We start from the raw sequence: 24748 nt of genomic DNA, 5'->3' as shown, positions 1-24748 counted from the left end.
GGATGACGGTTCTGTGACAGGGATCGACCGTGGAGCCCGTAAATCGTGAGTTTTGCCTGGTTCTCAACGTGGAATGAGCCGAAATGACCTCTGGTGGTCAACGGTGGGAGGGGGCTCGCCCCTGATAGCGGTGGGTCAGTCAATAGATAAGCCATCTGGCACACCGCAATCGGGGGCAAGCCCCCTCCCACCGTTGGTTTTCATCGCGTGTGGGGTGAGCTGATTCGACCCTCCCCCCTCGTCATCCAACCGTCACATCCATCTGCTGTGCTGGCGCCCATCGCTCATTTGCCCAAGGACTCGCGGCCATGTTTTCCGTGCTCAAACCCCACCGCTGGAAACTCGCCCTGCTGCTGATCGCCGCCAACCTCGGCCTGCTGCTGTTCCTGGCCTGCGGCGAGCTGAAAAGCATCAACGAGTGGGTATGGCTGGATATCATCGGCGAGGGCGGCTCCGCCCTGCTCGCCCTGGTATGGCTGGGCCTGGTGCTGAAAAGCCGCCCCGCCGGGCGCGTCACCAATTACCTGGCACTGGGCCTGTCGTGCATCTTTTTCTCCTGGTGGATCGACAGCCTCGACGAATTCATTCGCTTGCCCGCCAGCATCACCTGGGATCACTGGCTGGAGTCCGGGCCGATGCCGGTGGGCATGATCCTGCTGACCCTCGGCATCTACCACTGGCACCGCGAACAACTGGCGATCAGCGCGCAAATGGAAAAACGCGAGCGGCTGTTTCGCGAGCATCGGCTGTTCGACAAACTCACGCCCCTGGGTGGCGCCGATTACCTCAAGCGCCAACTGGCCCACAGCCTGCAAGACAGCCGTGACCAGCAACAACCGCTGTCGCTGCTGGCCCTGGACTTGGACAACTTCACCTCCATCAACCAGGCCTACGGCCACGCCGAGGGCGATGCGGTGTTGCAAGCCCTCAGCCATGTGCTGCTGCTCAACCTGCGCCGTCAGGATTTACTTTGCCGCCTGGCCGGCGACCGCTTTGTGGTGGTGTTGCCCAACACCGGCGAGCGCCAGGCCCAGGTGCTGGCGCTGGAGCTGGAGCAAGCGGTGCGCAGCCTGGCGCACAAGACGCGGCAACACGGCGAGCGCCTGCAACTGGCGGCGACCCTGGCCGTGGTAATGGCCTTGGAAGAACCGCCGCAGGACCTGCTCAAGCGCCTGAACCTGGCGCTCGCCCGGGCCAAACAACCGCTTGCGAAAAGCGCCTGAGATGGCCGTGAAAACCCGTTGGTATGAAGCCGACAGCCGCTTCATCCCTGGGCATTACCAACCTGCCACGCTGATCGACCTGGCGTTGTCCCGCGACATCGACAGCCATCGGCTGCTGCGCGGCACCGGGCTGTTCCACGAGGACATCCTCGCCGGTAAAGCGCAACTGAGCCCGCAGCAGTTTCTCGCATTGATCGGCAACAGCCGGCGCCTGCTCGATGCCGATGAGAGCAGCTTTCTGTTTGGCCAACGCCTGCTGCCCGGCTATTACGGCGCCGCCAGCCATGCCCTGGGCCACGCGCAAAACCTCGATCAGGCGCTGGAGATCCTGATCCAGCAACAGGTATTGCTCAGCCCGTTGGTCACGCTGCAAGTGGAGCTCGATGAGCACCACGCCTACCTGTACTGGCGGGACAGTTGCGGCGCAGGCGAACACTGGCGGTTCCTGCTGGAAGCCAGCATGACGTCGCTGGTCGCAATGAGCCAATGGCTCAGCGGCCAACGCCTGCCGTGGCAATGCAGCTTCAGCCATGGCGAGCCGCACTACGTCGAACAATATTGGGTACACCTGGGGGAACACACGCGCTTCGCCCGCCCGCTGGACATGATGTGCATCCCGCGCGAATACCTGGTCATGGCCTGGCCCGGCGCGTCGGCCACCGCCGGCCAAGTCGCGCGGCAGCAGGCCCGCGAGCAGGTCGAAACGCTCGGCTTTGCCGACAGTTTTCTCGATTGCCTCTACGACTACCTGCGCGAACAGGTGCGTCAGCCGCCCAGCCTGGAACAGGCGGCCCAGGCGTTCGCCATGAGCCCGGCGACCCTCAAGCGCAAACTGCACAAGCACGACACCGGCTTTCAACAGCAGGTGGATCGGGTGCGCAAGCACGTCGCGTTGCACCTGTATCAGGTCAAGGGGTTCAGCAACGATGAAGTGGCCGCGTACCTGAACTTCAACGATGCGGCGAACTTCCGGCGCTCGTTCAAACGCTGGACGGGTACCACGCCGAACCTGATCCGTCAGCTATTCAGCAGCCGCTAGCCAGGCGCTCACGCAGGAAGTCCACCAGCGCCTGCACCGGCCGCGAACTCTGCCGGTGCTGCGGGTACACCGCCGACAGGGTCAGGGCGTCGGGGGCGAAGTCCTCCAGCAGCGTCACCAGGCGCCCGTCCTTCAAGGCATCGGCGATGATAAAGGTTGGCAGGTAGGTGATGCCCAGGCCAGCGATAGCGGTGTCGCGCAGCAGCTCGCCGTTGTTCACGCGCATGCGCCCGCTGACGTTCAGCGACTGCAGCTTGCCCTTGTTCTGGAACCGCCATTGCACTTGGCGGCCGTGGCCGTAGGGCAGGCAATCGTGGTCGGCCAGGTCGTCAGGTTTCTGCGGCGTACCGTGCAACGCGAGGTACTCGGGGCTGGCGCAATACACACGCTGCACGCTGGCGATACGGCGGGCGATCAGGGTGGAGTCTTCGAGAATGCCAATGCGCAGCACCAGGTCGTAGCCTTCGCCGATCAAATCCACGGGGCGGTCGCTCAGGTCGACTTCCACCGATACCTGCCGATAGCGCTGCAAAAACGCCGGCAGCAGGCAGCCCAGGTGGGCCATGGCAAACGACAACGGCGCACTCAGGCGGATCGTGCCGCGTGGCTCGCTGTTCTGGCCGGCGATGCCCTGCTCCACTTGCTCGACTTCACCGAGCAGGCGCAAGGCCGACTCGTAGTAACTCTGCCCCAGGGGCGTGACATCCAGGCGGCGGGTGGAGCGGTTGAGCAAGCGCACGCCGAGGCGGTCTTCGAGCTGGATCAGACGACGGCTGACGAATTGCTTGGACAGCCCCAGTTGTTCGGCGGCGGCGGTGAAGCTGCCGGATTCCATGACCTGGCAAAACAGGCGCATGTCTTCGAAGGGGTTCATTGTCGCTTCTCGGTGGACATTTTGCTGACTTATAGCCTGTCAGTGACCACACCACAAACCCAATGTGTGAACACCATCAAATGTGGGAGGGGATTACTGAGATTCCCGAGATCGGGTTACTTGGCAGTGAACGCCGAGTAGCTAGTTGGGAATGCGCGCAGCCTGTTGCACAGTTTCGTTGAAAGTGCCGGAAGCATCGGTGACCACAAACCCAACGGGTGAACACCATCAAATGTGGGAGGGGGCTTGCCCCCGATGGCAGGGTGTCAGCCAATGCATGCGTGACTGACCCACCGCTATCGGGGGCAAGCCCCCTCCCACATTGATTACCTACATTCGTGAGGTCGGGTTACTTGGCAGTGAACGCCGAGTAGCTAGTTGGGAATGCGCGCAGCCTGTTGCACAGTTTCGTTGAAAGCGCCGAAAGCATCGGTGACCACAAACCCAACGTGTGAACACCATCAAATGTGGGAGGGGGCTTGCCCCCGATGGCGGGGTGTCAGCCAATGCATGCGTGACTGACACACCGCTATCGGGGGCAAGCCCCCTCCCACATTGATTACCTACATTCGTGAGGTCGGGTTACTTGGCAGTGAACGCCGAGTAGCTGTTCATCAGGTTGCGGTAGTTGGGAATGCGCGGCGACAGCAGGTTGGCCAGGCCTTCCATGTCGTTGCGCCAGTCAACTTGCAGCTCGCAGGCCACGGAGAACCAGTTCACCAGTTGCGCGCCGGCAGCGGTCATACGGGCCCAGGCAGCCTGTTGCACGGTTTCGTTGAAAGTGCCGGAAGCATCGGTGACCACAAACACCTCAAAGCCTTCGTCGAGGGCGCACAGGGTCGGGAACGCTACGCACACATCCGTCACCACACCGGCAATGATGATCTGCTTGCGGCCGGTGGCCTTCACCGCTTTGACGAAGTCTTCGTTGTCCCAGGCATTGATCTGGCCAGGGCGCGGGATGTACGGCGCGTCCGGGAACAGTTCTTTGAGCTCGGGCACCAGCGGGCCGTTGGGGCCGCTTTCAAAGCTGGTGGTGAGGATGGTCGGCAGGTTGAAGAACTTCGCCACGTCGGCCAGGGCCAGCACGTTGTTCTTGAATTCGTTGGGGGAGAAATCCTGCACCAGGGAGATCAGGCCAGTCTGGTGATCCACCAACAGCACGACTGCGTCATCTTTATTCAGGCGTTTGTAAGTCATGGGAGTAGCTCCTTTGTGGGTTGATTAGAAAGCAAAGCAGGAACAGCCAAACGCGCCCCAGAAACCCTGGAAGTCGCTGACCGGCACGCTGGAAAGGCGTGCTTTTTCATGGCTATGGGAATGCACGCCGCACGGGCCGCTGCACTGGTGAACCTGGGCTTGCAGCGGCGACGTCGGACGCCAGTGCCCCGGCACCTTGACTACCGGCGACCAGTCCGGCAGCACCGGCACGCGCGGCGGCGCGAAATCTTCGAAGTCGCCGGCGCCATACACCACCTTGCCGCCGACCACGGTCAGCACCGATTCGATCCACTTGATGGCCTCTTCATCGACACTGAAAAAATCCGCCGACAGCGCGGCGACATCCGCCAACTGGCCGACCTTGATCTGGCCCTTCTTGCCCTGTTCGGACGAGAACCAGGCGCTGCCATGGGTGAACAGTTCCAGCGCGGTCAGGCGCGGCAGGCCTTCGGCGTGCAACTCCAGGCCGCCCACGGTGCGGCCGCTGACCATCCAGTACAACGAGGTCCACGGGTTATAACTCGAGACCCGCGTGGCATCGGTGCCCGCGCCGACCGGCACGCCTTCGGCGAGCATGCGCTTGATCGGCGGCGTGGCTTCGGCGGCCTTGGCGCCGTAGCGCTCGACAAAGTACTCACCCTGGAACGCCATGCGGTCCTGGATCGCAATCCCGCCGCCGAGGGCGCGCACGCGCTCGATGTTGTGCGGGGTGATGGTTTCGGCGTGGTCGAAGAACCACGGCAAGCCATTGAACGGGATATCGCGGTTGACCTTCTCGAACACGTCGAGCATGCGCGAGATCGATTCGTTATAGGTGGCGTGCAGGCGGAACGGCCAGCGCTGCTCGACCAGGTGGCGCACCACCGGCTCCAGTTCCTGCTCCATGCTCAGCGGCAGGTCCGGGCGTGGTTCGAGGAAGTCTTCGAAATCCGCCGCCGAAAACACCAGCATCTCGCCGGCGCCGTTGTGGCGCAGGTAGTCGTCGCCCTGGTGCAGGGTGACGCTGCCGGTCCAGTTTTTGAAGTCGCTGAGTTCTTCCTTGGGCTTCTGGGTGAACAGGTTGTAGGCGATACGCACCGTCAACTGTTCATCCTTGGCCAGTTGCTCGATCACCGCGTAGTCATCGGGGTAGTTCTGGAAACCGCCGCCGGCGTCGATTGCACTGGTCAGGCCGAGGCGATTGAGTTCACGCATGAACTGACGGGTCGAGTTGACCTGGTATTCCAGCGGCAGTTTCGGCCCCTTGGCCAGGGTCGAGTAGAGAATCATTGCGTTGGGCCGCGCCACCAGCATGCCGGTGGGGTTGCCGTGGCTGTCGCGCACGATCTCGCCGCCCGGCGGGTTGGGCGTGTCCTTGGTGTAGCCGGCCACGCGCAGGGCGGCGCGGTTGAGCAAGGCACGGTCGTACAGGTGCAACACGAACACCGGGGTGTCCGGCGCCGCCTGGTTGAGTTCTTCCAGGGTCGGCATGCGCTTTTCGGCGAACTGGAATTCGTTCCAGCCGCCCACCACGCGTACCCATTGCGGCGTGGGGGTGCGGTCGGCCTGATCCTTGAGCATGCGCAGCGCGTCAGCCAGGGACGGCACGCCCTCCCAGCGCAGTTCGAGGTTGTAGTTCAAGCCACCACGGATCAGGTGCAGGTGCGAGTCGTTGAGGCCGGGGATCACCGTGCGGCCTTTGAGGTCGATGACCTGGGTGGCGCTGCCACGCAGGGCCATGGCTTCACCGTCGGTGCCCACTGCCACGAAGCGCCCCTGGTGAATGGCGACGGCGGTGGCGCGTGGATTTTCACGGTCCACGGTGTGGAACTGGCCATTGAACAGAATCAGATCGGCGTTCATAGGGTTTCCTTTACAGAGGCTTCAAGCCAGGGAGCGAACAGGCGGGTAGCCGCTGGCATCAGCAGGTACACCACCAGCACGACGATGGTCACGGTCACCAGGAAGGTGGCGACCACGTAGTTGGACAGCAACGGATGCAGAGCCAGTATCGGACCCCACGCGATCGGCACCAGCAGGGTCAGCGGCAGGATCACACACAGGGTGACCACGGCCTGTTTCCAGCGCGGCGGTTTGGCGACGCTGTCGGTTTGCGGCGTGAACCAGAACTCGTTGACCGCACCGATTTCGGTGTGGTCGCCGTCGGCCAACATCGGCGCGGCTTCTTCGATCAGGGTCTTGCGCTGCGGAGAGTCGAGCCAGCGTTGCAGGTCGTCGGTGGAGCGGTAGCGCAACACGCAGGTGAACAGCGCAAGGCCATCCTGTTTACCGCGCACGACGTCGACACCGAGATGGCCGGGACGCTCGCCGGCGATGCGCACGATGCGCCGTAGCCAGGCTTCGTAGTCAGCCTCGCTGCCGGATTTGATCCGGTGTTTGACGATCAGGGTGACGACTTCGTCGGGGCTGGTTTCGAGTGTTGGGTTCATGCTGTGTTCTTCCCCCCTGGAGAGCTGAGCGATGGAGGGAGTTTGGCGGCGACGGGCAATTCGGAATTGGATGTTTGTGCTGTTTGGCGGGGCGACCTTTCAGGGGGCGCCTACACAGGGAAAGTGGACATGTGCGCGCTGATCCGGCTCCTCAACCAACGCTCCGCCGGGTCGTTGTCATGCACCCCGCTCCACACCATCGACAACTCCGCCGCATCGATCGCAAACGGCGGGTCTTGTGCGCGTAACGTGGTGCCTTCGGTCAAGGCACACGCCGCGTAGTCCGGCACCGTCGCGATGATCTGCGTGCCCGCCAGTAACGCACGCAATCCGCTGAATTGCGGCACCGCCAGCACCACCCGGCGCGCTCGGCCGATACGCGCCAGGTCGAGGTCGATATTGCCGCTCAAGTCCCCCGAGAACGACACCATGGCATGGGGCCGCGCGCAGTATTCGTCCAGGGTCAGCGGTTCTATGCCGCCATCGCCGCGCAGCACCTTGCACGGTATGTCGCGCAGTTTCTTGCGCTTGGCATTGGCCGGCAGATCCGTGGTGTAGCTGACGCCTACAGTGATCTCGCCACTGGCCAACAGCGACGACATCAACAAGTAATTGGCGCGGCGCACCACCAGGATAATCCCCGGTGCCTCGTCACGCAGTTGGCTGAGCAACGGCGGGAACAGGCCGAACTCGGCGTCATCGGACAGGCCGATGCGGAACACCGCACAGCTGGTGGAAGGGTCGAAATCCTTGGCGCGGCTGACGGCGCTTGAGATGGTGTCCATGGCCGGTTGCAGCTCCTTGAGTATCGCCATTGCGCGTGGCGTGGGCTCCATGCCCCGCCCGTTGCGCAGCAGCAACGGGTCGTCGAACAAATCACGTAAACGGCCCAGGGCCGCACTCACCGCCGGTTGGCCCATGAAGAGTTTTTCAGCGACCCGGGTCAGGTTCTTCTCGAACATCAGCGCTTCGAAAATCACCAGCAGGTTCATGTCGACACGGCGCAGGTCGTTGCGGTTCATGGCGGTATCCAAACAGTTAGCAGAGCACTAGCTAAGCACGCGGCAGGCGAGCGCGATTGCACACCTGTGCTGTCTTTTTTACGCCCGCACCTGGCGAAATTAACAACGATTAACTCGTCAGCCGGGCGGTTCGGTTCCAAAAATGACGCCGTCTACACTCATCCATTCACCGGGAACGCTCCCATCGACCACGGATATTCGTCATGGCCCGACTTGAGCACCGTGCTCCAAGCATCTGCGCGACCGGCGGCCTCTGCCCCCGGCGCGAGCGTATCGCCAAGCAACTGATCCTCGCCAACCTCGGCGAAAGCCTGACGATTGCCGACCTGGCCCAGGCCTGCGCCCTGTCACGCAGCCACTTCTCCCGCGCCTTCAAATGCACCACCGGGCTGTCGCCACAGGAATGGATTCGCCAACAGCGCATCCAGCGCGCCAAGGAATTGATCACCGGTACGTCCTTGAGCCTGACGCAAATCAGCCTGGAATGTGGCTTCTGCGACCAGGCGCACTTTTGCCATATGTTCACCCGCAGCGAAGGCGTCAACCCGATGACCTGGCGCAATCACCAACTGCGCCACAAGCAGGTCATCGCGGCCTAGTGCTCGCTGCACGCGTGGAATATGCTGAGCAGCCCCTTGTCTCAGAGCATGCGCAGGCATGAGCGACCTCAGCGAACAGGCCGTGCACTTCGGCCCGTACCGGATCCACCCACGCCAACGCCTGGTACTGGAGGCGGGCCGGCCGCTGCGCCTGGGACGGCGGGCGGTGGAGATCCTGCTGATCCTGCTGGAACAGGCCGGCAATGTGGTGAGCAAGCAGGAACTGATCGCGCGGGTCTGGCCCAAAAGCGTGGTCGAAGACGGCAACCTGCGGGTGCATATGGCGGCGTTGCGCAAGGCCCTCGGCGATGGCCAGGCCGGGCAGCGCTATATCGTCACCGTGGCCCAGCGCGGTTACAGTTTTGTGGCGCCACTGAGCATCGAACCGATGACCATTCCAGCCGACGGTATTCCCCAAAGCCAGGCCCATAACCTGCCGCTGCGCCGCACGCGGATGATCGGCCGCCAGGCGCTGATCGATGCGCTGGTGCAGCAATTGCCGCAACAACGTTTTATCACCCTGACCGGCGCGGGGGGCATCGGCAAGACCACGGTGGCGCTGCGCGTCGCCGAATTGTTGATCGGGCACTACCGCGACGGTATCCGCCTGCTGGACCTGGCGCCCCTCAGCACGCCGTCGATGATCCTGCCCAACCTCGCCGCCCTGCTCGACCTCACACTCGCCGAACACGCGCCGCTGCTCACCCTGGCGCGCAGCCTGCAGGCGCGCCAGTTGCTGTTGGTGATCGACAACTGCGAACACCTGCTCGACGACATCGCGCTGATCAGCGAAACCCTGCTGCGCCACGCGCCCGACCTGCACATCCTCACCACCAGCCGTGAAGCACTGCGTGCCGAGGGTGAATACGTGCAGCGCCTGGAGCCGCTGGCCTGCCCGCCCGCCACCGGCAACCGTGCCCAGGCCCTGGGCTATCCAGCCCTGCAACTGTTGATCGAACGGGCCATGTCCCATCAGGACAGCTTCGCGCTCAGCGAAGCCGAACTGCCGCTGGCGATTGACATCTGCCAGCGCCTCGACGGTATCCCGCTGGCCATCGAGCTGGTGGCGGCGCAGATCGAACGCTTCGGCCTGCCGGGCCTGCTGGTGCAGATGGAAGACAACTTTCGCCTGCTGACCCGTGGCCGCCGTAGCGCCCTGCCCCGTCAGCAGACCTTGCGCGCCACGCTGGACTGGAGTTTCGACCTGCTCTCGCCCTGCGAACAGATCTGCTTGCGCCGCCTGGCGGTGTTTCGTGGCGGCTTCAGCCTGGCCAGCGCGGCGGCGGTGATCGCCGGGGAGCAGATTGCGCCGGCCGAGGTGCTGGGTTCGATCACCCAACTGGTTGCCAAGTCGCTGCTCAATGTCGAGCCCGGCGATGACGAAATGGTCTACCGCCTGCTCGACATCACCCGCACCTACGCCCTGGAAAAGCTCAGCGTGGCCGCTGAACTCGACACCACCCGCGAGCGCCACGCCGCACGCTGCCTGGCCTTGATGGAACAGGCACGGGAAGATTGGGAACGGACCGCGACCCAGCCCTGGATCGACCGCTATGCGCCCCTGCGCGAAGACATCCGCACCGCGCTGGATTGGGGCCTCGGCGACCAGGGCGCGCACCTGTTGGGGATTCGCCTGACGGTCAGCGCGATGCCGTTGTGGCAGGAGCTGTCACTGCTGAGGGAGCACGGGCTGTACGTGGGCAAGGCGCTCGCGCGGCTGGCGCAATCGCCGACGCCTAACCCGCACTTGCACATGGCGTTGCAACTGGCGCTGGGCAGTTTCTCGTATCACACCCAGGGCGGTACGCCGCAGACCATTGACGCCTTTGCCTGCGCGCGGCGCCTGGCCGAAACGAACAATGACCTGAGCGGCCAGTTGCGTGCGGTGTCGGGCCACATGGCGGTCAACCTGTGTTGCGGCAACTATCGCCAGGCGCTTGCGCAAAGCCTGCACTTCGATCAACTCGGCCCCCAGGCCGTCCCCTTGCTCGACCTCAGCGCCCAACGCCTGCGGGTACTGGCCCAGCACTTTGCGGGTGACCAGGCGTTGGCCCAGCACAATGCCGAACAGGTGATCCAGCGCATGGCCCACAGCGGCCATCTGAACCGGTTCACCCATGGCTTCGGCGTGCAGTACGACCAGAGCGTCGCCTCTCTGACGATCCTCGCCCGCATCCTGTGGCTGCGGGGCTTCCCGGAGCGCGCCTGGCGCACCGCGAACCAGGCCCTGGAACTGGCGCTGCAGATCAACCACGGCACCTCGATCTGCTACACCCTGGCCCTGGCCGGGGTGGTCATCGCCCGCTACAACGGCGACGCGACCACGGCGCATTCACTGCTGGACCTGTTGATGCAACAAGCGCAAAAACACTCGGTGCAGCTGTTTCACACCTGGGCCAGACACTACGCCGGCACGGCGCCAGAGCAAGACATGCACGGGCTCGGCCTGGTCGCAGACACCCTGGTGACCTTCAACGCGACTGCGGTGGACACGGCGATGTTCGAACGCGCCAGAAACGGCGCGGCCGGCTGGTGTACTGCGGAGATTCTGCGGGTGCGCGCCGAGCACATCGACGATCCCCAGGCGGCAGAAGCACTGCTGCTCGACGCGTTGGGCCTGGCGCACCAGCAAGGTGCGCTGGCCTGGGAGTTACGCAGTGCGACCGCACTGGCGCGGCTGTGGCAGCGCCAGGACCGCCGGCAAGCGGCCCACGAGCTGCTGAACGCGGTCTACGCGCGATTCACCGAAGGGTTCGCCACCCAGGACCTAATCGGCGTGCGCCGCCTGCTCGACGAGTTGCAAGACAAACGGCCGGCCTGAAAACGCGCCCAGATAATGCCCATACCCTTGCTGCAACTGCGCCACCTGCAGCGGGTCGCGCAGTTGCGCCAGGGCGTAGCTGCGCACGCTGTTGAGCAGGCGATAACGCTCGGGACCGAGACCGGGTTCCACGCTCAGCAGCGAGGTGTCGACCAGTCGCCGCAGCAGGTAAGCCAGGTCGGCGTGGGCCAACTCGGTGCCGGCGATCAACTGAGTCAGGGCGGGCAAGCTCACCGCCATCTTGAACAGCCCCAGTTGCAGGAACATCCAGCGCTCCGGCAGGCTCAGGCGCTCGTATGACCAATCCAGGGCCGCCGCCAGGGATCGGTGCCGTTCCACCGCCGTGCGCCGACCGCGCGCCAGCACTTGCAGACCACTGCGCAATTGCACCTGCAAGCCCTGCACGCCGAGGGCGTCGACCTGGGCGGCTGCCAGTTCCAGGGCCAAAGGGATACCGTCGAGCCGGCGGCAGATATCGCGCAGCGCCGGCAAGTCCTGGGAGCGCAGGGCAAACCCTTGCTGACTGGCGCGCACCCGCGCAACGAACACCTGCACCGCCGAGTAGGCCATCGCCTGCTCGACACTGCCCCAGGCGGACGGCATCGGCAGCGCCAGGCGAGGCACGCGCTGCACCCACTCGCCGGGCACCCGCAAGGCTTCGCGACTGCTCAACAACAGCGTCACTCCGGGCGCGCTGGCCTGCAGCGCGCGCGCCAGATGACGGCAGGCACCGAGCAATACGTCGGCACCATCGAGCACCAACAGTAACTGGCGCGAGGCCAATTGACGGGATAACGCCGAGGCACTGTCACACGCCTCGAGCCCAAGGGTCTGGGCCACGTGACGCAGGATTGCCGTGGGCGCATCGACGCTGGCCAGGTCCAGCCACCATACGCCGTCGCGATAACGCGGCAACACGCGCTCGGCCAACGCCAGCGCCAGGCTGCTCTTGCCGACGCCGGCGCCTCCGGTCAAGGTCATCAGGCGTTGCCCGGACAGGCGCCGGACCAGCGCACCCAAGAGTTCGTCGCGGCCGATCAACGGGCTGAGTCGGGTCGCAAGGTTGTGCCGCAGTGCCACGTGGCGGGCGGCATCCTGCAGCGGCGCGGCGCAGCAATAGCCGCGCTGGGGGTCATTGAGAATGTAGCGACGGCCGTCCAATGCACGGCGCAGGGCGGCGATATGCACCCGCAGGTTGTTCTCTTCCACCACGCTGCACGGCCAGACGCGGGCGATCAGGGTGTCTTTGCCGACAAATTGCCCCGGCGCTTCGAGCAGCACCGCCAGGATATCCAACGCGCGCCCGCCCAACGGCACAGGCATGCCCGCCTTGCTGACCAGGCGCTGCTGGCGGTGAAAGGTGTAGGGGCCAAAGCGCATCGCATGGTCGTTGTTCATCTGCGTAAAAGCGCTGAAACACCCGAGCTTGGGCGCCTGCGCATCCTTCTTCCATGGGCCTGCCGTTATCTTGCCAGCTCGCCGTGACAGGGCAATGCTGGCACGGGGAGCGATACGGACAATCGGGTGCGCGAGACGGACATCCTGTCGTTAACTGAACTGCTGGCGGTATTGGGTGGGGTTAAGGCCGAGTTTTTCACTGAACAGAAAGCGCATATGTCGCACGCTGCCGAAGCCTGCGTGAAAGGCCACGGTCTTGAGCGGCAGGTCGGTGGTTTCCAGCAAGTGCCGGGCGCGGTCGATGCGCGCGCCTTGCAGGAACGCCATGGGCGTCATCTGCACTTCTTTGGCGAACAATCGCGCAAAGTGCCGCGCACTCATGCCCGCCAGCGCCGCCATGGATTCGATGGTGAACGGCTGGTCCAGATGCCCCAGCACCTGGTTCTGCACCCGCGTGATCGCGGTTTCCTGGGGCGCCACGGCGGCGGTCATCGGGCTGAACTGGGCCTGCCCGCCCTGGCGTTTCATCACCACCAGCAGCACTTTGGCCACGTCCACTGCCACCTGCTTGCCGTGGTCCTGAGCGACGACCGACAGCGCCAGGTCGATGCCCGCCGTCACCCCACCCGAAGTGATCAGGCGACCGTCTTGCAGGTAGATGCGATCGGTTTCGACGATGGCCTGGGGGAAAGCCTTGATCAGCCGCTCGGTGTAATGCCAGTGGGTGGTCACGTGGTGGCCGTCGAGCAGCCCGGCATGCCCGAGCACGAAGGCACCGGTGCAGATCGAGCCGAAGCGCCGCGCGCGCGGGGCGGCGGCCTTGAGCCAGGGCAACAGGTCGGGGTGGCATTCGTTATAGGCACCGGGGCCACCCGGCACCAACAGCAGGTCATAGGCCTCGTGCGCCTGGGCCAGCAGCAGGTCGGGCTGGACGACCACGCCATTGGACGCACGCAGCGGGCCGGGCTCGGTGCCGACGGTCAGGATCTGATAGTGCTGCGCCGCTGGCAGGTAGCGGTTGGCAATCGAAAACACTTCAAGCGGACCGGCCATGTCGAGCAGGAGGAAGTCTGGAAACAGCGCCATGGCCACGGTGTTCATAGAGAGAGACGTCCATCAGGAAGGAAGGCAGCGGCCATTATGCCACGCCTGAGACTGTCAACTTAAACGTGACAGTTATTCAAATATCAGCTCCTTAATGAATATTTCAGTAACCAGTAACCTTCTTCTCAACGCAAGCGCCCTGCATTTCGCAGCCCGCTCTGACTTGAGGACACCACCATGCTGACCCTTCGCAAAGCCTCCGACCGCGGCGCCGCCAATCACGGTTGGTTGACGTCGTTCCACACCTTCTCGTTCGCCAACTACTGGAACCCCGCCGAACAGGGTTTTTCCGACCTGCTGGTGATCAACGATGACCGCGTCGCCGCAGGCCGTGGCTTCGGCCAGCACCCGCACCGCGACATGGAGATTTTCTCCTATGTGCTTGAAGGCGCCCTGGAACACAAGGACACCCTGGGCACCGGTTCGGTGATCCGTCCCGGCGATGTGCAACTGATGAGCGCCGGCAGCGGCGTAGCCCACAGCGAGTTCAACCATAGCCAGAGCCGTGGCGTGCACTTCCTGCAAATCTGGATCGTGCCGAATGTGGCCGGCGCCGAGCCGCGCTATCAGCAAGAGCACTTCAGCGCAGCGCAGAAACGTGGACGCTTGCAGTTGATCATCTCGCCGGATGGCGCCGACGGCTCCCTGCACGTGCGTCAGGATGCACGGGTGTACGCCGGGCTGTTCAACGCCGACGAAAGCGCACGCCTGGACGTGGCGCCGGACCGCCACGTGTACATCCATGTGGCCCGTGGCAGCGTCGAGATCAACGGCCAGCGCCTGCAGGAAGGCGACGGTGCCCGCGTGCGTGATGAGCGTCAGATCCACCTGAGCCACGGTGAGGATGCCGAAGTACTGGTGTTTGACCTGCGCCCCCTGGAACTGCCGCAGATGCCGTGACCGCTGCGCGATAGCCCGCCCACACGGGCTATCGCTGGCATCGATAGTCACCATTAACCCAATGAAGTTCTCTTAAAAATAGCAACGCGTAACATCAAACCCACACCAGGCAACACCCTAATCAAACACTCGGAGCACACTCTCATGAAACGCCAACTCTTGCTTAGCCTCGCTTTCTCGGTACTTGCAGCAAACGCTTTTGCCCACCCTGTCGTCGCTGAAGGGGGCGCTGATCGCCTCAACGAAAATCGCGTCGCCGAAGGTGGTGCGGATCGCCTGCAAGGCAACCGTGTCGCTGAAGGCGGTGCTGATCGCCTGCAGGAACGTGGCCTGGCCGAAGGCGGTGCTGATCGCCTGCAGGAACGTGGCCTGGCCGAAGGCGGTGCTGATCGCCTGCAGGAACGTGGCCTGGCTGAAGGCGGTGCTGATCGCCTGCAAGAACGTGGCCTGGCCGAAGGCGGTGCTGATCGCCTGCAGGAACGTGGCCTGGCCGAAGGCGGTGCTGATCGCCTGCACAGCAACAACGCCTGACCCCGCGCTGTTTGCGGAACACCCCAAACCGGCCTGATCAGCCGGTTTTTTTTCGTCTGCTCATCGGTTGTTGGCTTGAAATCGCTTGCGATACGCCGCCGGCAGCATCCCCACCCGCTGCTGAAACAGGCGCCGAAACGAGTTGCTGTCTTCATAGCCCACCGCGTAGGTGATGCTTTCGAGGGTCATGCGCGTCGATTCCAGCATCTGCTTGGCGCGCTCCAGGCGCAGGGTCTGCACATAGGCGATCGGTGTATAACCGGTGGCTTCCTTGAAACGCCGCTTGAAATTACGCACACCAAAACCAAAGCGCCCGGCCACGTCGTCAATCGCCAGCGTCTGGGCGCAGTGCTGCTCCAGCCAATGCTGCACGCGCAGTATCTGCGCGTCGCCATGGTTCTTGGGCAACGACCACATGGCGTACACCGACTGCACCGTGCGCACCGTGTCGATCAGTAGGTATTTGCCACAAGTGTGAGCCAGTTCCGGCGAGCCGAAGCGGCGGATCAGGTGAAGCATCAGGTCCATCGCCGCACTCGCACCACCACCGGTAATCACGCGGTTTTCTTCGCAGAGCATCTGCGCGTCATCGAGGATCACGTCCGCGTAGCGTCGCCGGAAAAGTTCGGCAAAGGCCCAGTGGGTGGTGGCATGCAAGCCTTGCAGTACACCGGCTTCAGCCAACACAAAGGCGGCGGTACACATCGAAGCCAGCACAGCGCCGCGCCCATGCTGTTCGCGCAGCCAGGGGCCGAAGGCGGCAAACGTCGGCAAAGCCTCTTTCAAGGTGAAGAGAAAGCCGGGGATCAACACCAGCTCGGTCTGCCCGATCTGCGCGGTCGAACAGTCCACTTGCAGACGCTGCCCGCCCCAGGCGTTCACGGCCTGGCCGTCCAGGGACGCGACCACAACCTCGAAGGGCGGGCTGTCGGCAAACAGGTTGGCGGCGCTGAGCATTTCCAGGGCCAGGGTGGCGCTGGCGGCGGAACAGTGATCGGCCAGGAGCAAGGTAATGTGCATTCATGGACCTTTTTTGCGCTTTTGGCATGTAATAAGTCATTTGCGCACCTACCTTAGCCGATTTGGCGCCCTTACAGTGCTGCCACTGATTAACTGTTTGGCGTCTCTATGAATCTCTGGTTTCGATTGCTGTACATGCTCTGCCGTCGCCCCTGGCGCAAACCTGCCCATGGCCTGGCGACCACCGTGGTGCGCATGCGGGTGTGGCCGCTGGACCTGGATCTCAACCGGCATGTCACCAATGGCCGCTACTTCTCGATTCTGTTGAAAAAGTCGGTTTTCCAAAACTGCTCGAATATTGATGGGTGAAAACACCTTTTTTGCACGCTGCTACGTGAAATCCGAGTCAGGCAGCCTCTGCTGAAGGTAAGGATTTCAATCTCAGACGTGTACTTTTCAGCCGTGGGAACCAAGCCGGACTTTTTCAACACAATCTCTCCCTGGCGGACGTTGCGCGGATGGATTTTGTCTTGCGCACCGGCGCGTTTCGCGTGGCGCTGCGCAACAAGGCGCTGCCGATCGTGGGCGATACCTGGGGCAAGTTTCGCCGCGAGCTCAAGTTATTCGAGGTGTTCGAGGTACACACCCGCATGCTCGGCTGGGACCACAAGTGGAGCCTGATGGAGCACCGTTTCGTCAGCAAAGGTCGGGTGGTCGGCGTGGTGGTGATGCGCGGGCTGTTCCGCTCAGCCAAGGGCACCCTGCCCCCGGCGGATTTTTTGCGTGAACTGGGGTTGGACGAAGCCTCGCCGCCCATGCCGCAGTGGCTGAGCGACTGGGCGCAGAGTTGCGATGCGATGAGCGTGCAGTTGCGAGGCGAGGAACAGGCGTGAACCGGCGGAAGCCAGCGTCTTCACGTTGGCGCCAGCGCCGTCTCTCGCAACGTACAGGGACCCTTTAGCCGGGGGAATGCGCTTGATTCCCCCGTTCTCGATTCAAACCGGGCTGCGCTCCTCCAACCCACGCGCCGCCAACGCACCCAACACGCCACCGGCAATCGGCGCCAGCCAGAACGCCCAGAGTTGCGCCAGGTACTCGACGCCAGCGAACAACGCCGGCCCGGTGCTGCGCGCGGGGTTGACCGAGGTGTTGGTGACGGGGATCAGGATCAGGTGAATCAAGGTCAGCGCCAGGCCGATGGCAATCGGCGCAAAGCCGGCAACCGCGCCCGGTGCGGTCACGCGCATGATGATCAGCACAAAGAAGAACGTAGCGATCAGTTCGGCCAGCAACGCCGCCTTCATGTCGAACTGGCCAGGGCTCAGCGGGCCATAGCCGTTGGCGGCAAAACCACCCACTTCAAAGCCTGGCTGCCCGCTGGCAATCACAAACAGGGCGGCGGCGGCAACGATCGCACCCGCGACCTGAGCGGCTATGTAGGGCAGCACATCGACGCCGGGAATGCGGCGCCCGGCCCATAGGCCAATGGTCACCGCCGGGTTGAAGTGCCCGCCCGAGACACCGCCGACCGCGTAGGCCATGGTCAGTACAGTGAGCCCGAACGCCAGGGACACGCCCAGAAAACCGATCCCCAGTTCCGGGAATGCCGCCGCCAGAATGGCACTGCCACACCCGCCGAACGTCAACCAGAAGGTACCTGCAAACTCTGCGGTCAAACGCTTTTGCACAATCGACTCCATTGCTTTTCAAACGCCACGGCCCTGCTCGAAGGGCGTGGCAATCGCCGTCACCACAGGATGTGGGAGGTCCTGGGTGACGGTAGCAACGGGCGTCAAGGCGCCTTGTAAGATTTGTCTGGTTTTAGTCGCGCGCGACGCCCTGCCCAAACCGCCGGATCGCCAGGCAATAGCCGATCAACGCCAGCGCCGCCAACAACCCGCCCGCCGCGCCGATCCAGGCGAAGCCGAAGTGGCTGCCGACCCAACTGCCCATCAACGCGCCGCCGCCGATACCGATGTTGTAGATCCCGGAGAACATCGCCATGGCCACGTCGGTGGCGTCCGGCGCGAGCACCAGGACTTTGGACTGCATGGCCAGGCCGAAGCCCATGATCGCCATGCCCCAGAACACGCTCAGGCCGACGAGGTAGGATTCGGCCCCGCTCAACGGCAGCATCAGTGCCAGGCACGCGGCCAGCAGGAACACCGCGCCGACCACGAACAGATGCGGGCTGAACCGGTGTACCAGGCTGAACAACAGCGAGCCGATGATGCCCGCACCGCCGAACACCAGCAGGAACAGGGTCACGACGTTACCGCTCAGGCCGGCGACGCGTTCGACAAACGGTTCGATATAGCTGTAGGCGGTGAATTGCGCAGTGATCACCATGGCGGTGAGCACGTAGAGCGCCACCAGTGCCGGGCGTTTGAACAGCAGCGGCAGGCTGCGCAGGGAGCCGGAGTTCTGGCTCGGCAACAGCGGTAAGGTCCGCGCCAGCCAGAACACCAGGGCCGCGGCGAATGCCGCAATCACCAGGAACGTGGTGCGCCAGCCCATCGCTTCGCCGAGCAGGCGACCAAGGGGAATGCCCAACACCATCGCCAGCGACGTGCCGGTGGCCAGCAGGCCGAGGGCTTGCACTTGTTTGCCAGCCGGCGCCAGGCGTACCGCGAGGGACGCGGTGATCGACCAGAACAACGCGTGGGACAAGGCGATGCCGATCCGGCTGACCATCAGCAGGCCAAAGCTGGTGGCGACGCTGGAGAGGATGTGACTGGCGATGAACAGGCCGAACAACACGATCAGCAGCTTGCGCCGTTCGATATTGCGCGTCAGCAGCATCACCGGTAGTGAGGTCAGCGACACGATCCAGGCATAGATCGTGAGCATCAGGCCGACGCTGGCGATCGGCATGTCGAAGCTGGCGCCGATGGCGCTGAGCAGGCCAACGGGCACAAATTCAGTGGTATTGAACACAAAGGCGGCCAGCGCGAGGGCGATGACCGGTTGCCAGTTGGCACGGGGCGTTGCGGTTGAAAGGCTCATTGAAGGGCGAGGCACTCTGACGATGATCGAACGGCCACCCAGGACAAGCGCCGCCGCCGAACATTCTATAGGTTTCTCGCTCGGCTGTTGACGCTCATCCGGGATAAATCGCCCTCGGCAGGATCAGCGTAGCCCACTCACGGGTCGACCTGCCCCATCAGTTCCGGAATGCTTTCCGGGCGCTGGGCATAACGCTGCGCCAACGCCGCACACACCATCAACTGGATCTGGTGAAACAGCATCAACGGCAGGATCAACACGCCCATGGTCGCCCCGGCGAACAGCACCTGGGCCATGGGCACCCCGGTGGCCAGGCTTTTCTTCGAACCGCAGAACAGGATGGTGATGCGGTCCTCCTGGTTAAAGCCGAAGGCCTTGCCCAACAGCGTGGACGCCACCAATACCAGAGCGAGCAACACGCAGCAGGCCACCACCAGGCCGCCCAGTTCCCACAGCGGAATCTGCTGCCAGATGCCTTGGATGACCGCTTCGCTGAACGCGCCGTAGACCACCAACAGGATCGAGCCCTGGTCGACGAACTTCAGCCAGGCCTTGTTGCGACCGACCCACTCGCCGATCCAACGGCGGGCGATCTGCCCGGCGATGAACGGCAGCAGCAGTTGCACGCTGATTTTCAGCATGGCGTCGACGGTCGAACCGCTCTCGCCGTGGACATTCAGCAGCAGCGTCACCAGCAACGGCGTGAGGAAGATCCCGAACAGGCTCGACGCCGCCGCGCTGCAAATCGCCGCCGGGATATTGCCGCGCGCCAGGGACGTAAAGGCAATCGCCGACTGCACCGTGGCCGGTAACGCGCACAGATAGAGCATGCCCATGTACAGGTCTTTGCCGATCAGCGGCGACAACAGCGGCTTGAGCGCCAGGCCCAACAGCGGGAACAGCACAAAGGTCAGGCTGAACACCAACAGGTGCAGGCGCCAGTGACCGGCCCCGGCAACGATGGCCTGGCGCGACAGCTTGGCGCCGTGCAGGAAAAACAACAGCGCGATGGCCAGGTTGGTCACCCAGCCGAAGGCCACGGCGGTCTGGCCGCTGGCGGGCAGCAAGGACGCCAGGACCACCGTGGCGATCAGGGTCAGGGTGAAATTGTCGGGCAGAAAGCGCGGGCGAGTCATAAGCAGGATCTTCCGGGGTTGCCAAGAGCGTCATCACGACTCTAACGTAACGCTTTATTACCGACTAACGCCAATGAGCCAGTAAATGCCGCCTAAAGGACATGACAAGACCGTCCGCCGCAGCGTGCCCGGGCTTTCCAGCCTGCCACGCCCGGTGTACGGGCGCACCGAATCCTTGCCCAACCGCGCCCTGACCCGCCGGCACAGCCACCCGTGGGTGCAGTTGTCCTACGCGATTTCCGGGGTGCTGGAGATTCAGACCAGCGTCGGCCGCTTCGTCGCGCCGCCGCAGCGCGCAGTGTGGATTCCGGCGGGCATGCCGCATCGGGTCTACAGCTCGCCGCACACGGAGATGCGCAGCCTGTACCTGGATTGCAGCGTCACTGGGTGGGCGGACGAACGTTGCCAGGTGTTGGCGGTGAGCAGTTTGTTGCGCGAGTTGATCCGCCGCTTCAGTGAACTGCCGGTGGAATATGCCGAAGCGGGACCGGACGGCAGGCTCGCCCAGGTGATACTGGACCAACTGGCGGCGGCGCCCCAGGTCGATTTGATGCTGCCGTTGCCCCTGGACCCGCGCTTGCGGCAGATCTATCGCAGCTTGAACCTGCACCCGGAGCAACCCACGACCCTGGGGGATTGGAGCCGCAAGCTGGCGGTCAGCGAGAAAACCCTCAGCCGCCTGTTTTTGCGTGACACCGGGCTGACCTTCCGCGCCTGGCGCCAGCGCTTGCGCCTGCTCAGCGCCCTGCCCGCCCTGGAGCAAGGCGAGCGGGTGACGGATGTGGCGTTGGCGTGTGGGTATGAATCCACGTCGGCGTTTATCAACGCGTTTCGCCAACAATTCGACGCCACTCCCGGCGAGTTCTTCCGCTAATGCCGAGGAAGGTGCTCAGCGTTGCTTCATGCGGTCGATCACCACCGCCAGCAGCAGGATCGAACCGCGGATCACGTACTGGTAGAAGGTGTCGATGTTCTTCAGGTTCATCGCATTCTCGATGATCGCCAGGATCAGCACCCCGGCGATCACATGGCGGATCATGCCGATGCCGCCACTCAACGACACCCCGCCCAGCACGCAGGCGGAAATCACCGTCAGCTCGAAGCCCTGGCCGATCATCGGCTGGCCGGAGGTCATGCGTGACGCGAGGATCACCCCGGCCAACGCGCCGATCAGGCCATGCACGGCAAAGATCAGGATCTTCGTGCGGTCCACGTTGACCCCGGCCAACAACGCGGCTTCCGGGTTGCCGCCGATGGCCATGGTGTTGCGCCCGTAGGTGGTGTAGTTGAGCAGCCAGCCGAAGAACAGGAAGCAGACGATGGTGATCAGGATCGGCACCGGCACGCCCAATAACTGGCCGTTGCCGAACACGAAGAACTGATCCTGGGACACCCCCACCGCCTTGCCGTCGGCAAAGATATAGGCCAGGCCGCGCACGATCTGCATGGTCGCCAAGGTGGTGATCAGCGCATTGACCCGCAGCTTGGCGATGACGATGCCGTTGATCAGCCCGACAATCAGGCCCATCAGCAGCGCCGCGCCGATGCCGAGCAGGACGCTGTCGGTGTCACGCATCACAATCGCCGCGACCACACCGGCGCAGGCGATCACCGAGCCCACCGACAAGTCGAAGTGCCCCGACGCCAGGCAGAACAGCATGGTGCAGGCGGCAATGCCCACCGTGGAAATCGCCAGGCCCAGCCCGCGCATGTTCAGCGGCGAGAGGAAGTTGTCGATCAGCAAGGCACACAGCAGAAAAATCCCCAGTGCCGCGAGCAACATCGCCCAGTTGTCGAGCAGCGCGCGCATATCCAAGGGTTTGCGTGCCGTCGGCAACGCGTTGTGTTGGGTCGTCATAATCGTCTCTCAGTTCGCCAGGCCACGCGGCAAGGCCAGTTGCAGCAAGTTGGATTCAGTGGCGTGTTCGCGCCGTTGTTCGCCGCGCAAAGTGCCTTCGCACAGCACCAGAATGCGGTCAGAAATCCCCATCACCTCCATCAGGTCGCTGGACACCACAATCACCGCGATACCGCTGGCCGCGAGGTCATGGATGATCTGGTAGATCTCCGACTTGGCGCCGATGTCGATGCCCCGCGTCGGCTCGTCCAGCAGCAGCACCTTCATCGGCATCGACAGCCAGCGGCCGAGAATGGCCTTCTGCTGATTGCCGCCGGACAGGTACATGATTTTCTGCTCGGCGCTTGGGGTCTTGACCTTCATCGCGCTGATTTGCCGGCCGGCGTTGCCCTGCTCCCAGCCCTCGCGCAGCAGCCAGCCGAACCGGGAATGGGCGCCGCGCGCGCTGATGTTGATGTTCTCGGCCACGCTGGACAGCGGGATGATGCCCTCCTTCTTGCGGTCCTCCGGGCACAGCAGCACGCCGGCGGCGATGGCGTCGCGGGGTGAGCGCAGGTTCAGGCTTTCGCCGCACAGTTCCAACTGCCCCGCCGTGGCGCGCTGCAAGCCGCTGAGCAGGCGAAACAGCTCGGTGCGCCCGGCGCCGACCAAGCCGAACAGGCCAAGGATCTCGCCCTTGCGCACGTCAAAACTGATCGGCTCGCGCAGGCCTGGGCCGAGCAAACCGTCGACCTTGAGCGCCACGTCACCGTGCTCCCGCGGGCGGTAGTCGTAGATGTCCTGGATATCGCGACCGACCATGCAGGTGACCAGTTGGTCGTGGGTCAGCGCGCTCATGTCGTCGAAGGTGCGCACGTAGCGGCCGTCCTTGAACACCGTCACCGCGTCGCAGATGCGGAACACTTCTTCCATGCGGTGGGACACGTACAGCACCACTTTGCCCTCGTCGCGCAGGCGCGTGATGATCGCCATCAGCCGGTCGATCTCGCGGGCCGACAGGCTGCTGGTCGGTTCATCGAAAGCGATCACATGCGCGCCACGCGACAGCGCCTTGGCAATTTCCACCAGTTGGCGCTGGCCCAGGGACAGGCGGCCGAGCTTCTCCTGCGGGTCGATTTCATCGGCCAGACCCTTGAGGCAGGCCAGCGCCTGCTCGCGCAGCCGCCGGCGGTTGACCACGCCGAAGCGCGCCGGCAAATGCCCGAGGAACAGGTTCTCGGCGACGCTCATTTCCGGCACCAGATGCAGTTCCTGGTGGATCACCGCGACGCCGCTGGCGATGCTGTCGGCCGCGCATTTGAAGGCCATGGTCTGCGCGCCGATCTGCACGCTGCCGCTGCTCGGGATGTAGGCGCCGCCGAGGATTTTCAGCAGCGTCGACTTGCCCGCGCCGTTCTCGCCCATCAGCGCGTGGACCTGCCCCGGGTGGGCAGTGAAACTGATGCTGTCGAGCGCCTTGACCCCGGGGAAGGTTTTGCCGATGCCGTCAAAGCGCAGTGCCGCTGCGGTCATTTCCACAGCCCGATCTTGGTCAGTTCTTCCTGGAAGTTGGCGCGGGTGATCAGCGTCACTTCGTCCATCGCGGTGTACTTCGGCGGTTCCTTACCGGTGGTGACCCACTCGTACATCATCAGCGCGGTGTTGTAGCCCTCGATGTGCGGGCTGGGCAGCATCGAACCGAAGAAGCCGCTGTTGGCTTTCTTCAACTCGCCAATGGCGTCGGTGCCGTTGATACCGATACCGATCACGTTGGCGGCTTTGAAGCCGGCGCTTTCGGTAGCGCGCACGCCGCCAAGCACGGTGTTGTCGTTCATGCCGCCGATGATCAGGTTTTTCGCGCCGCTGGGCAGCTTGACCAGGGCCGAGTTAGTGGCGTCCATGCTGCCGGGCACGTCGAGAGTCTTGAGCGCGGCGGTGAGGATGTGGTCCTTGGGAATGCCCGCTTCTTCGAGGGATTTGATCGAACCGTCGGTGCGCTTTTTACCGGTGTCGAGTTCGTTGAAAGTGGTGATCACCGCGTAGGTGTCCTTCCAGTCCCAACCGCGTTTCTTCGCCTCGGCGGCCATCGCCGCGCCTTGCTTCTGGCCGACTTCAAAAGCGGCCATGCCCAGGTACGGCACGTCCTCCATAAAGTTGCCCTTGGCGTCGACGAAACGATCATCCACGGCAATCACTTTCAAGCCGTTGGCTTTGGCCTTGGCGACAATCGCCGGGCCGAGGGACACGTCCGGCGGGCAGATCACAAAACCCTTGGCGCCGTTGGCGGCCAGGCTGTCGATGGCCGAGAGGGTCTTCTCGCCGTCGGGCACGGCGATCTTGATCACGCTGAAACCATGTTCCTTGCCGGCTTTTTCGGCGAAGGCCCATTCGGTCTGGAACCAGGGTTCTTCGGCTTGTTTGACCAAAAAGCCGATTTTTACTGCTTCAGCGGCCAGCGACAGCCCACTCAAGCTGATGGCCGAGACCGCCACAGCGGCGCAGCACAAGGAACGGATAGCACGACGACGATTCATACGGTTGACTCCTTATTGTTGTTTTCTTTTTTTTGTAGGAGCGAGCTTGCTCGCGAAAAGCCAGAGAGCGCCGCGTGCATTCAGGATGCGCGCGTCATCGTTAACGTTTTTCGC

General features: G+C 63.6%; 21 protein-coding genes and 2 pseudogenes. 9 read left to right on the top strand and 14 right to left on the bottom strand.

Annotated elements, in window-relative coordinates; genetic code table 11:
• Nucleotides 1-308: 308 nt before the first annotated feature.
• On the top strand, nucleotides 309-1223 hold the full coding sequence (locus J2Y83_RS10420; protein WP_253394982.1) for a GGDEF domain-containing protein: 915 nt from the start codon (nucleotides 309-311) through the stop codon (nucleotides 1221-1223).
• Between the two features lies 1 nt (nucleotide 1224).
• A complete protein-coding gene (locus tag J2Y83_RS10415; protein ID WP_253394981.1) occupies nucleotides 1225-2262 on the top strand; it encodes an AraC family transcriptional regulator in 1038 nt (345 codons plus the stop codon).
• On the opposite strand, the gene J2Y83_RS10410 is transcribed toward J2Y83_RS10415, so the two are convergent.
• From J2Y83_RS10410 to J2Y83_RS10390, 5 genes are all read right to left on the bottom strand, one after another.
• Nucleotides 2249-3136 carry a LysR family transcriptional regulator gene (locus J2Y83_RS10410; RefSeq protein ID WP_253394980.1) on the bottom strand — a complete coding sequence of 296 codons (888 nt, stop codon included), beginning with the start codon at nucleotides 3134-3136 and terminating at the stop codon, nucleotides 2249-2251. The genes J2Y83_RS10415 and J2Y83_RS10410 overlap by 14 nt on opposite strands.
• A 582-nt stretch (nucleotides 3137-3718) precedes the next feature.
• Nucleotides 3719-4336: an isochorismate family cysteine hydrolase YcaC gene (gene ycaC / locus J2Y83_RS10405; protein ID WP_159935861.1), complete on the bottom strand. Its 618-nt coding sequence runs from the start codon at nucleotides 4334-4336 to the stop codon at nucleotides 3719-3721.
• Nucleotides 4337-4360: 24 nt separating this feature from the next.
• Nucleotides 4361-6199 carry an amidohydrolase gene (locus tag J2Y83_RS10400; RefSeq protein ID WP_253394979.1) on the bottom strand — a complete coding sequence of 613 codons (1839 nt, stop codon included), beginning with the start codon at nucleotides 6197-6199 and terminating at the stop codon, nucleotides 4361-4363.
• On the bottom strand, nucleotides 6196-6786 hold the full coding sequence (locus J2Y83_RS10395; protein ID WP_253394978.1) for an antibiotic biosynthesis monooxygenase: 591 nt from the start codon (nucleotides 6784-6786) through the stop codon (nucleotides 6196-6198). Before J2Y83_RS10395 ends, J2Y83_RS10400 begins: the two co-directional genes overlap by 4 nt.
• A gap of 110 nt (nucleotides 6787-6896) precedes the next feature.
• Nucleotides 6897-7808 carry a LysR substrate-binding domain-containing protein gene (locus J2Y83_RS10390; protein WP_253394977.1) on the bottom strand — a complete coding sequence of 304 codons (912 nt, stop codon included), beginning with the start codon at nucleotides 7806-7808 and terminating at the stop codon, nucleotides 6897-6899.
• 203 nt (nucleotides 7809-8011) lie between these two features.
• On the opposite strand from J2Y83_RS10390, the gene J2Y83_RS10385 reads away from it, so the two are divergent.
• Together J2Y83_RS10385 and J2Y83_RS10380 are read left to right on the top strand one after the other, a co-directional pair.
• Nucleotides 8012-8407 (top strand): helix-turn-helix domain-containing protein, encoded by a 396-nt coding sequence (locus J2Y83_RS10385; protein WP_253394974.1) that lies wholly within the window; start codon nucleotides 8012-8014, stop codon nucleotides 8405-8407.
• A gap of 58 nt (nucleotides 8408-8465) precedes the next feature.
• Nucleotides 8466-11228: an ATP-binding protein gene (locus J2Y83_RS10380; protein WP_253394972.1), complete on the top strand. Its 2763-nt coding sequence runs from the start codon at nucleotides 8466-8468 to the stop codon at nucleotides 11226-11228.
• Here the strand turns inward: J2Y83_RS10380 and J2Y83_RS10375 are convergent.
• Together J2Y83_RS10375 and J2Y83_RS10370 are read right to left on the bottom strand one after the other, a co-directional pair.
• Complete coding sequence (locus J2Y83_RS10375) at nucleotides 11175-12626, bottom strand: winged helix-turn-helix domain-containing protein (protein WP_253394970.1); 1452 nt, start codon at nucleotides 12624-12626, stop codon at nucleotides 11175-11177. The two genes, J2Y83_RS10380 and J2Y83_RS10375, sit on opposite strands and share 54 nt — an antisense overlap.
• Nucleotides 12627-12776: 150 nt before the next feature.
• Nucleotides 12777-13727 (bottom strand): GlxA family transcriptional regulator, encoded by a 951-nt coding sequence (locus tag J2Y83_RS10370; protein ID WP_253394968.1) that lies wholly within the window; start codon nucleotides 13725-13727, stop codon nucleotides 12777-12779.
• A gap of 180 nt (nucleotides 13728-13907) precedes the next feature.
• On the opposite strand from J2Y83_RS10370, the gene J2Y83_RS10365 reads away from it, so the two are divergent.
• Both J2Y83_RS10365 and J2Y83_RS10360 read left to right on the top strand, forming a co-directional pair.
• Entirely contained in the window at nucleotides 13908-14630 is a 723-nt protein-coding gene (locus J2Y83_RS10365) for a pirin family protein (protein WP_253394966.1), read from the top strand.
• Between the two features lie 144 nt (nucleotides 14631-14774).
• Nucleotides 14775-15161, top strand: coding sequence for a hypothetical protein (locus tag J2Y83_RS10360; RefSeq protein ID WP_253394964.1), 387 nt, complete (start codon nucleotides 14775-14777; stop codon nucleotides 15159-15161).
• 60 nt (nucleotides 15162-15221) lie between these two features.
• Here the strand turns inward: J2Y83_RS10360 and J2Y83_RS10355 are convergent, their stop codons facing one another.
• Entirely contained in the window at nucleotides 15222-16181 is a 960-nt protein-coding gene (locus J2Y83_RS10355; RefSeq protein WP_253394962.1) for a GlxA family transcriptional regulator, read from the bottom strand.
• Between the two features lie 108 nt (nucleotides 16182-16289).
• On the opposite strand from J2Y83_RS10355, the pseudogene J2Y83_RS10350 reads away from it, so the two are divergent.
• Nucleotides 16290-16436 (top strand): annotated as a pseudogene (locus tag J2Y83_RS10350) (thioesterase); the annotation flags it as partial.
• A gap of 182 nt (nucleotides 16437-16618) precedes the next feature.
• Nucleotides 16619-17014, top strand: a pseudogene (locus J2Y83_RS10345) (thioesterase family protein); the annotation flags it as partial.
• A 102-nt stretch (nucleotides 17015-17116) separates the two neighbouring features.
• Here the strand turns inward: J2Y83_RS10345 and aqpZ are convergent.
• The 3 genes from aqpZ to J2Y83_RS10330 form a co-directional block, all read right to left on the bottom strand.
• Nucleotides 17117-17821, bottom strand: coding sequence for an aquaporin Z (gene aqpZ / locus J2Y83_RS10340; protein WP_253394960.1), 705 nt, complete (start codon nucleotides 17819-17821; stop codon nucleotides 17117-17119).
• Nucleotides 17822-17942: 121 nt separating this feature from the next.
• Nucleotides 17943-19127 carry a sugar transporter gene (locus J2Y83_RS10335; protein ID WP_253394958.1) on the bottom strand — a complete coding sequence of 395 codons (1185 nt, stop codon included), beginning with the start codon at nucleotides 19125-19127 and terminating at the stop codon, nucleotides 17943-17945.
• A 137-nt stretch (nucleotides 19128-19264) separates the two neighbouring features.
• On the bottom strand, nucleotides 19265-20263 hold the full coding sequence (locus J2Y83_RS10330) for a bile acid:sodium symporter family protein (protein WP_253394956.1): 999 nt from the start codon (nucleotides 20261-20263) through the stop codon (nucleotides 19265-19267).
• An 85-nt stretch (nucleotides 20264-20348) separates the two neighbouring features.
• On the opposite strand from J2Y83_RS10330, the gene J2Y83_RS10325 reads away from it, so the two are divergent.
• A complete protein-coding gene (locus J2Y83_RS10325; RefSeq protein ID WP_253394954.1) occupies nucleotides 20349-21137 on the top strand; it encodes an AraC family transcriptional regulator in 789 nt (262 codons plus the stop codon).
• A gap of 15 nt (nucleotides 21138-21152) precedes the next feature.
• Here the strand turns inward: J2Y83_RS10325 and araH are convergent, their stop codons facing one another.
• The 3 genes from araH to J2Y83_RS10310 are packed head-to-tail and all read right to left on the bottom strand — an operon-like array spanning nucleotide 21153 to nucleotide 24634.
• The gene (gene araH / locus J2Y83_RS10320; RefSeq protein WP_253394952.1) at nucleotides 21153-22121 is read right to left on the bottom strand and encodes an L-arabinose ABC transporter permease AraH; all 969 of its coding nucleotides are present in this window, start codon (nucleotides 22119-22121) and stop codon (nucleotides 21153-21155) included.
• A 9-nt stretch (nucleotides 22122-22130) separates the two neighbouring features.
• Nucleotides 22131-23633 (bottom strand): L-arabinose ABC transporter ATP-binding protein AraG, encoded by a 1503-nt coding sequence (gene araG, locus J2Y83_RS10315; protein ID WP_253400369.1) that lies wholly within the window; start codon nucleotides 23631-23633, stop codon nucleotides 22131-22133.
• Nucleotides 23630-24634, bottom strand: a complete 1005-nt coding sequence (locus tag J2Y83_RS10310) for a substrate-binding domain-containing protein (protein ID WP_253394950.1) — start codon at nucleotides 24632-24634, stop codon at nucleotides 23630-23632. Before J2Y83_RS10310 ends, araG begins: the two co-directional genes overlap by 4 nt.
• Nucleotides 24635-24748 lie beyond the last annotated feature (114 nt).

It is taken from the genome of Pseudomonas marginalis (assembly GCF_024169655.1).
In the GTDB taxonomy this organism is placed as follows: domain Bacteria; phylum Pseudomonadota; class Gammaproteobacteria; order Pseudomonadales; family Pseudomonadaceae; genus Aquipseudomonas; species Aquipseudomonas paraveronii.
Note: the sequence above shows the minus strand (reverse complement) of the source record. Positions and strands in the feature narration are given on the sequence as shown.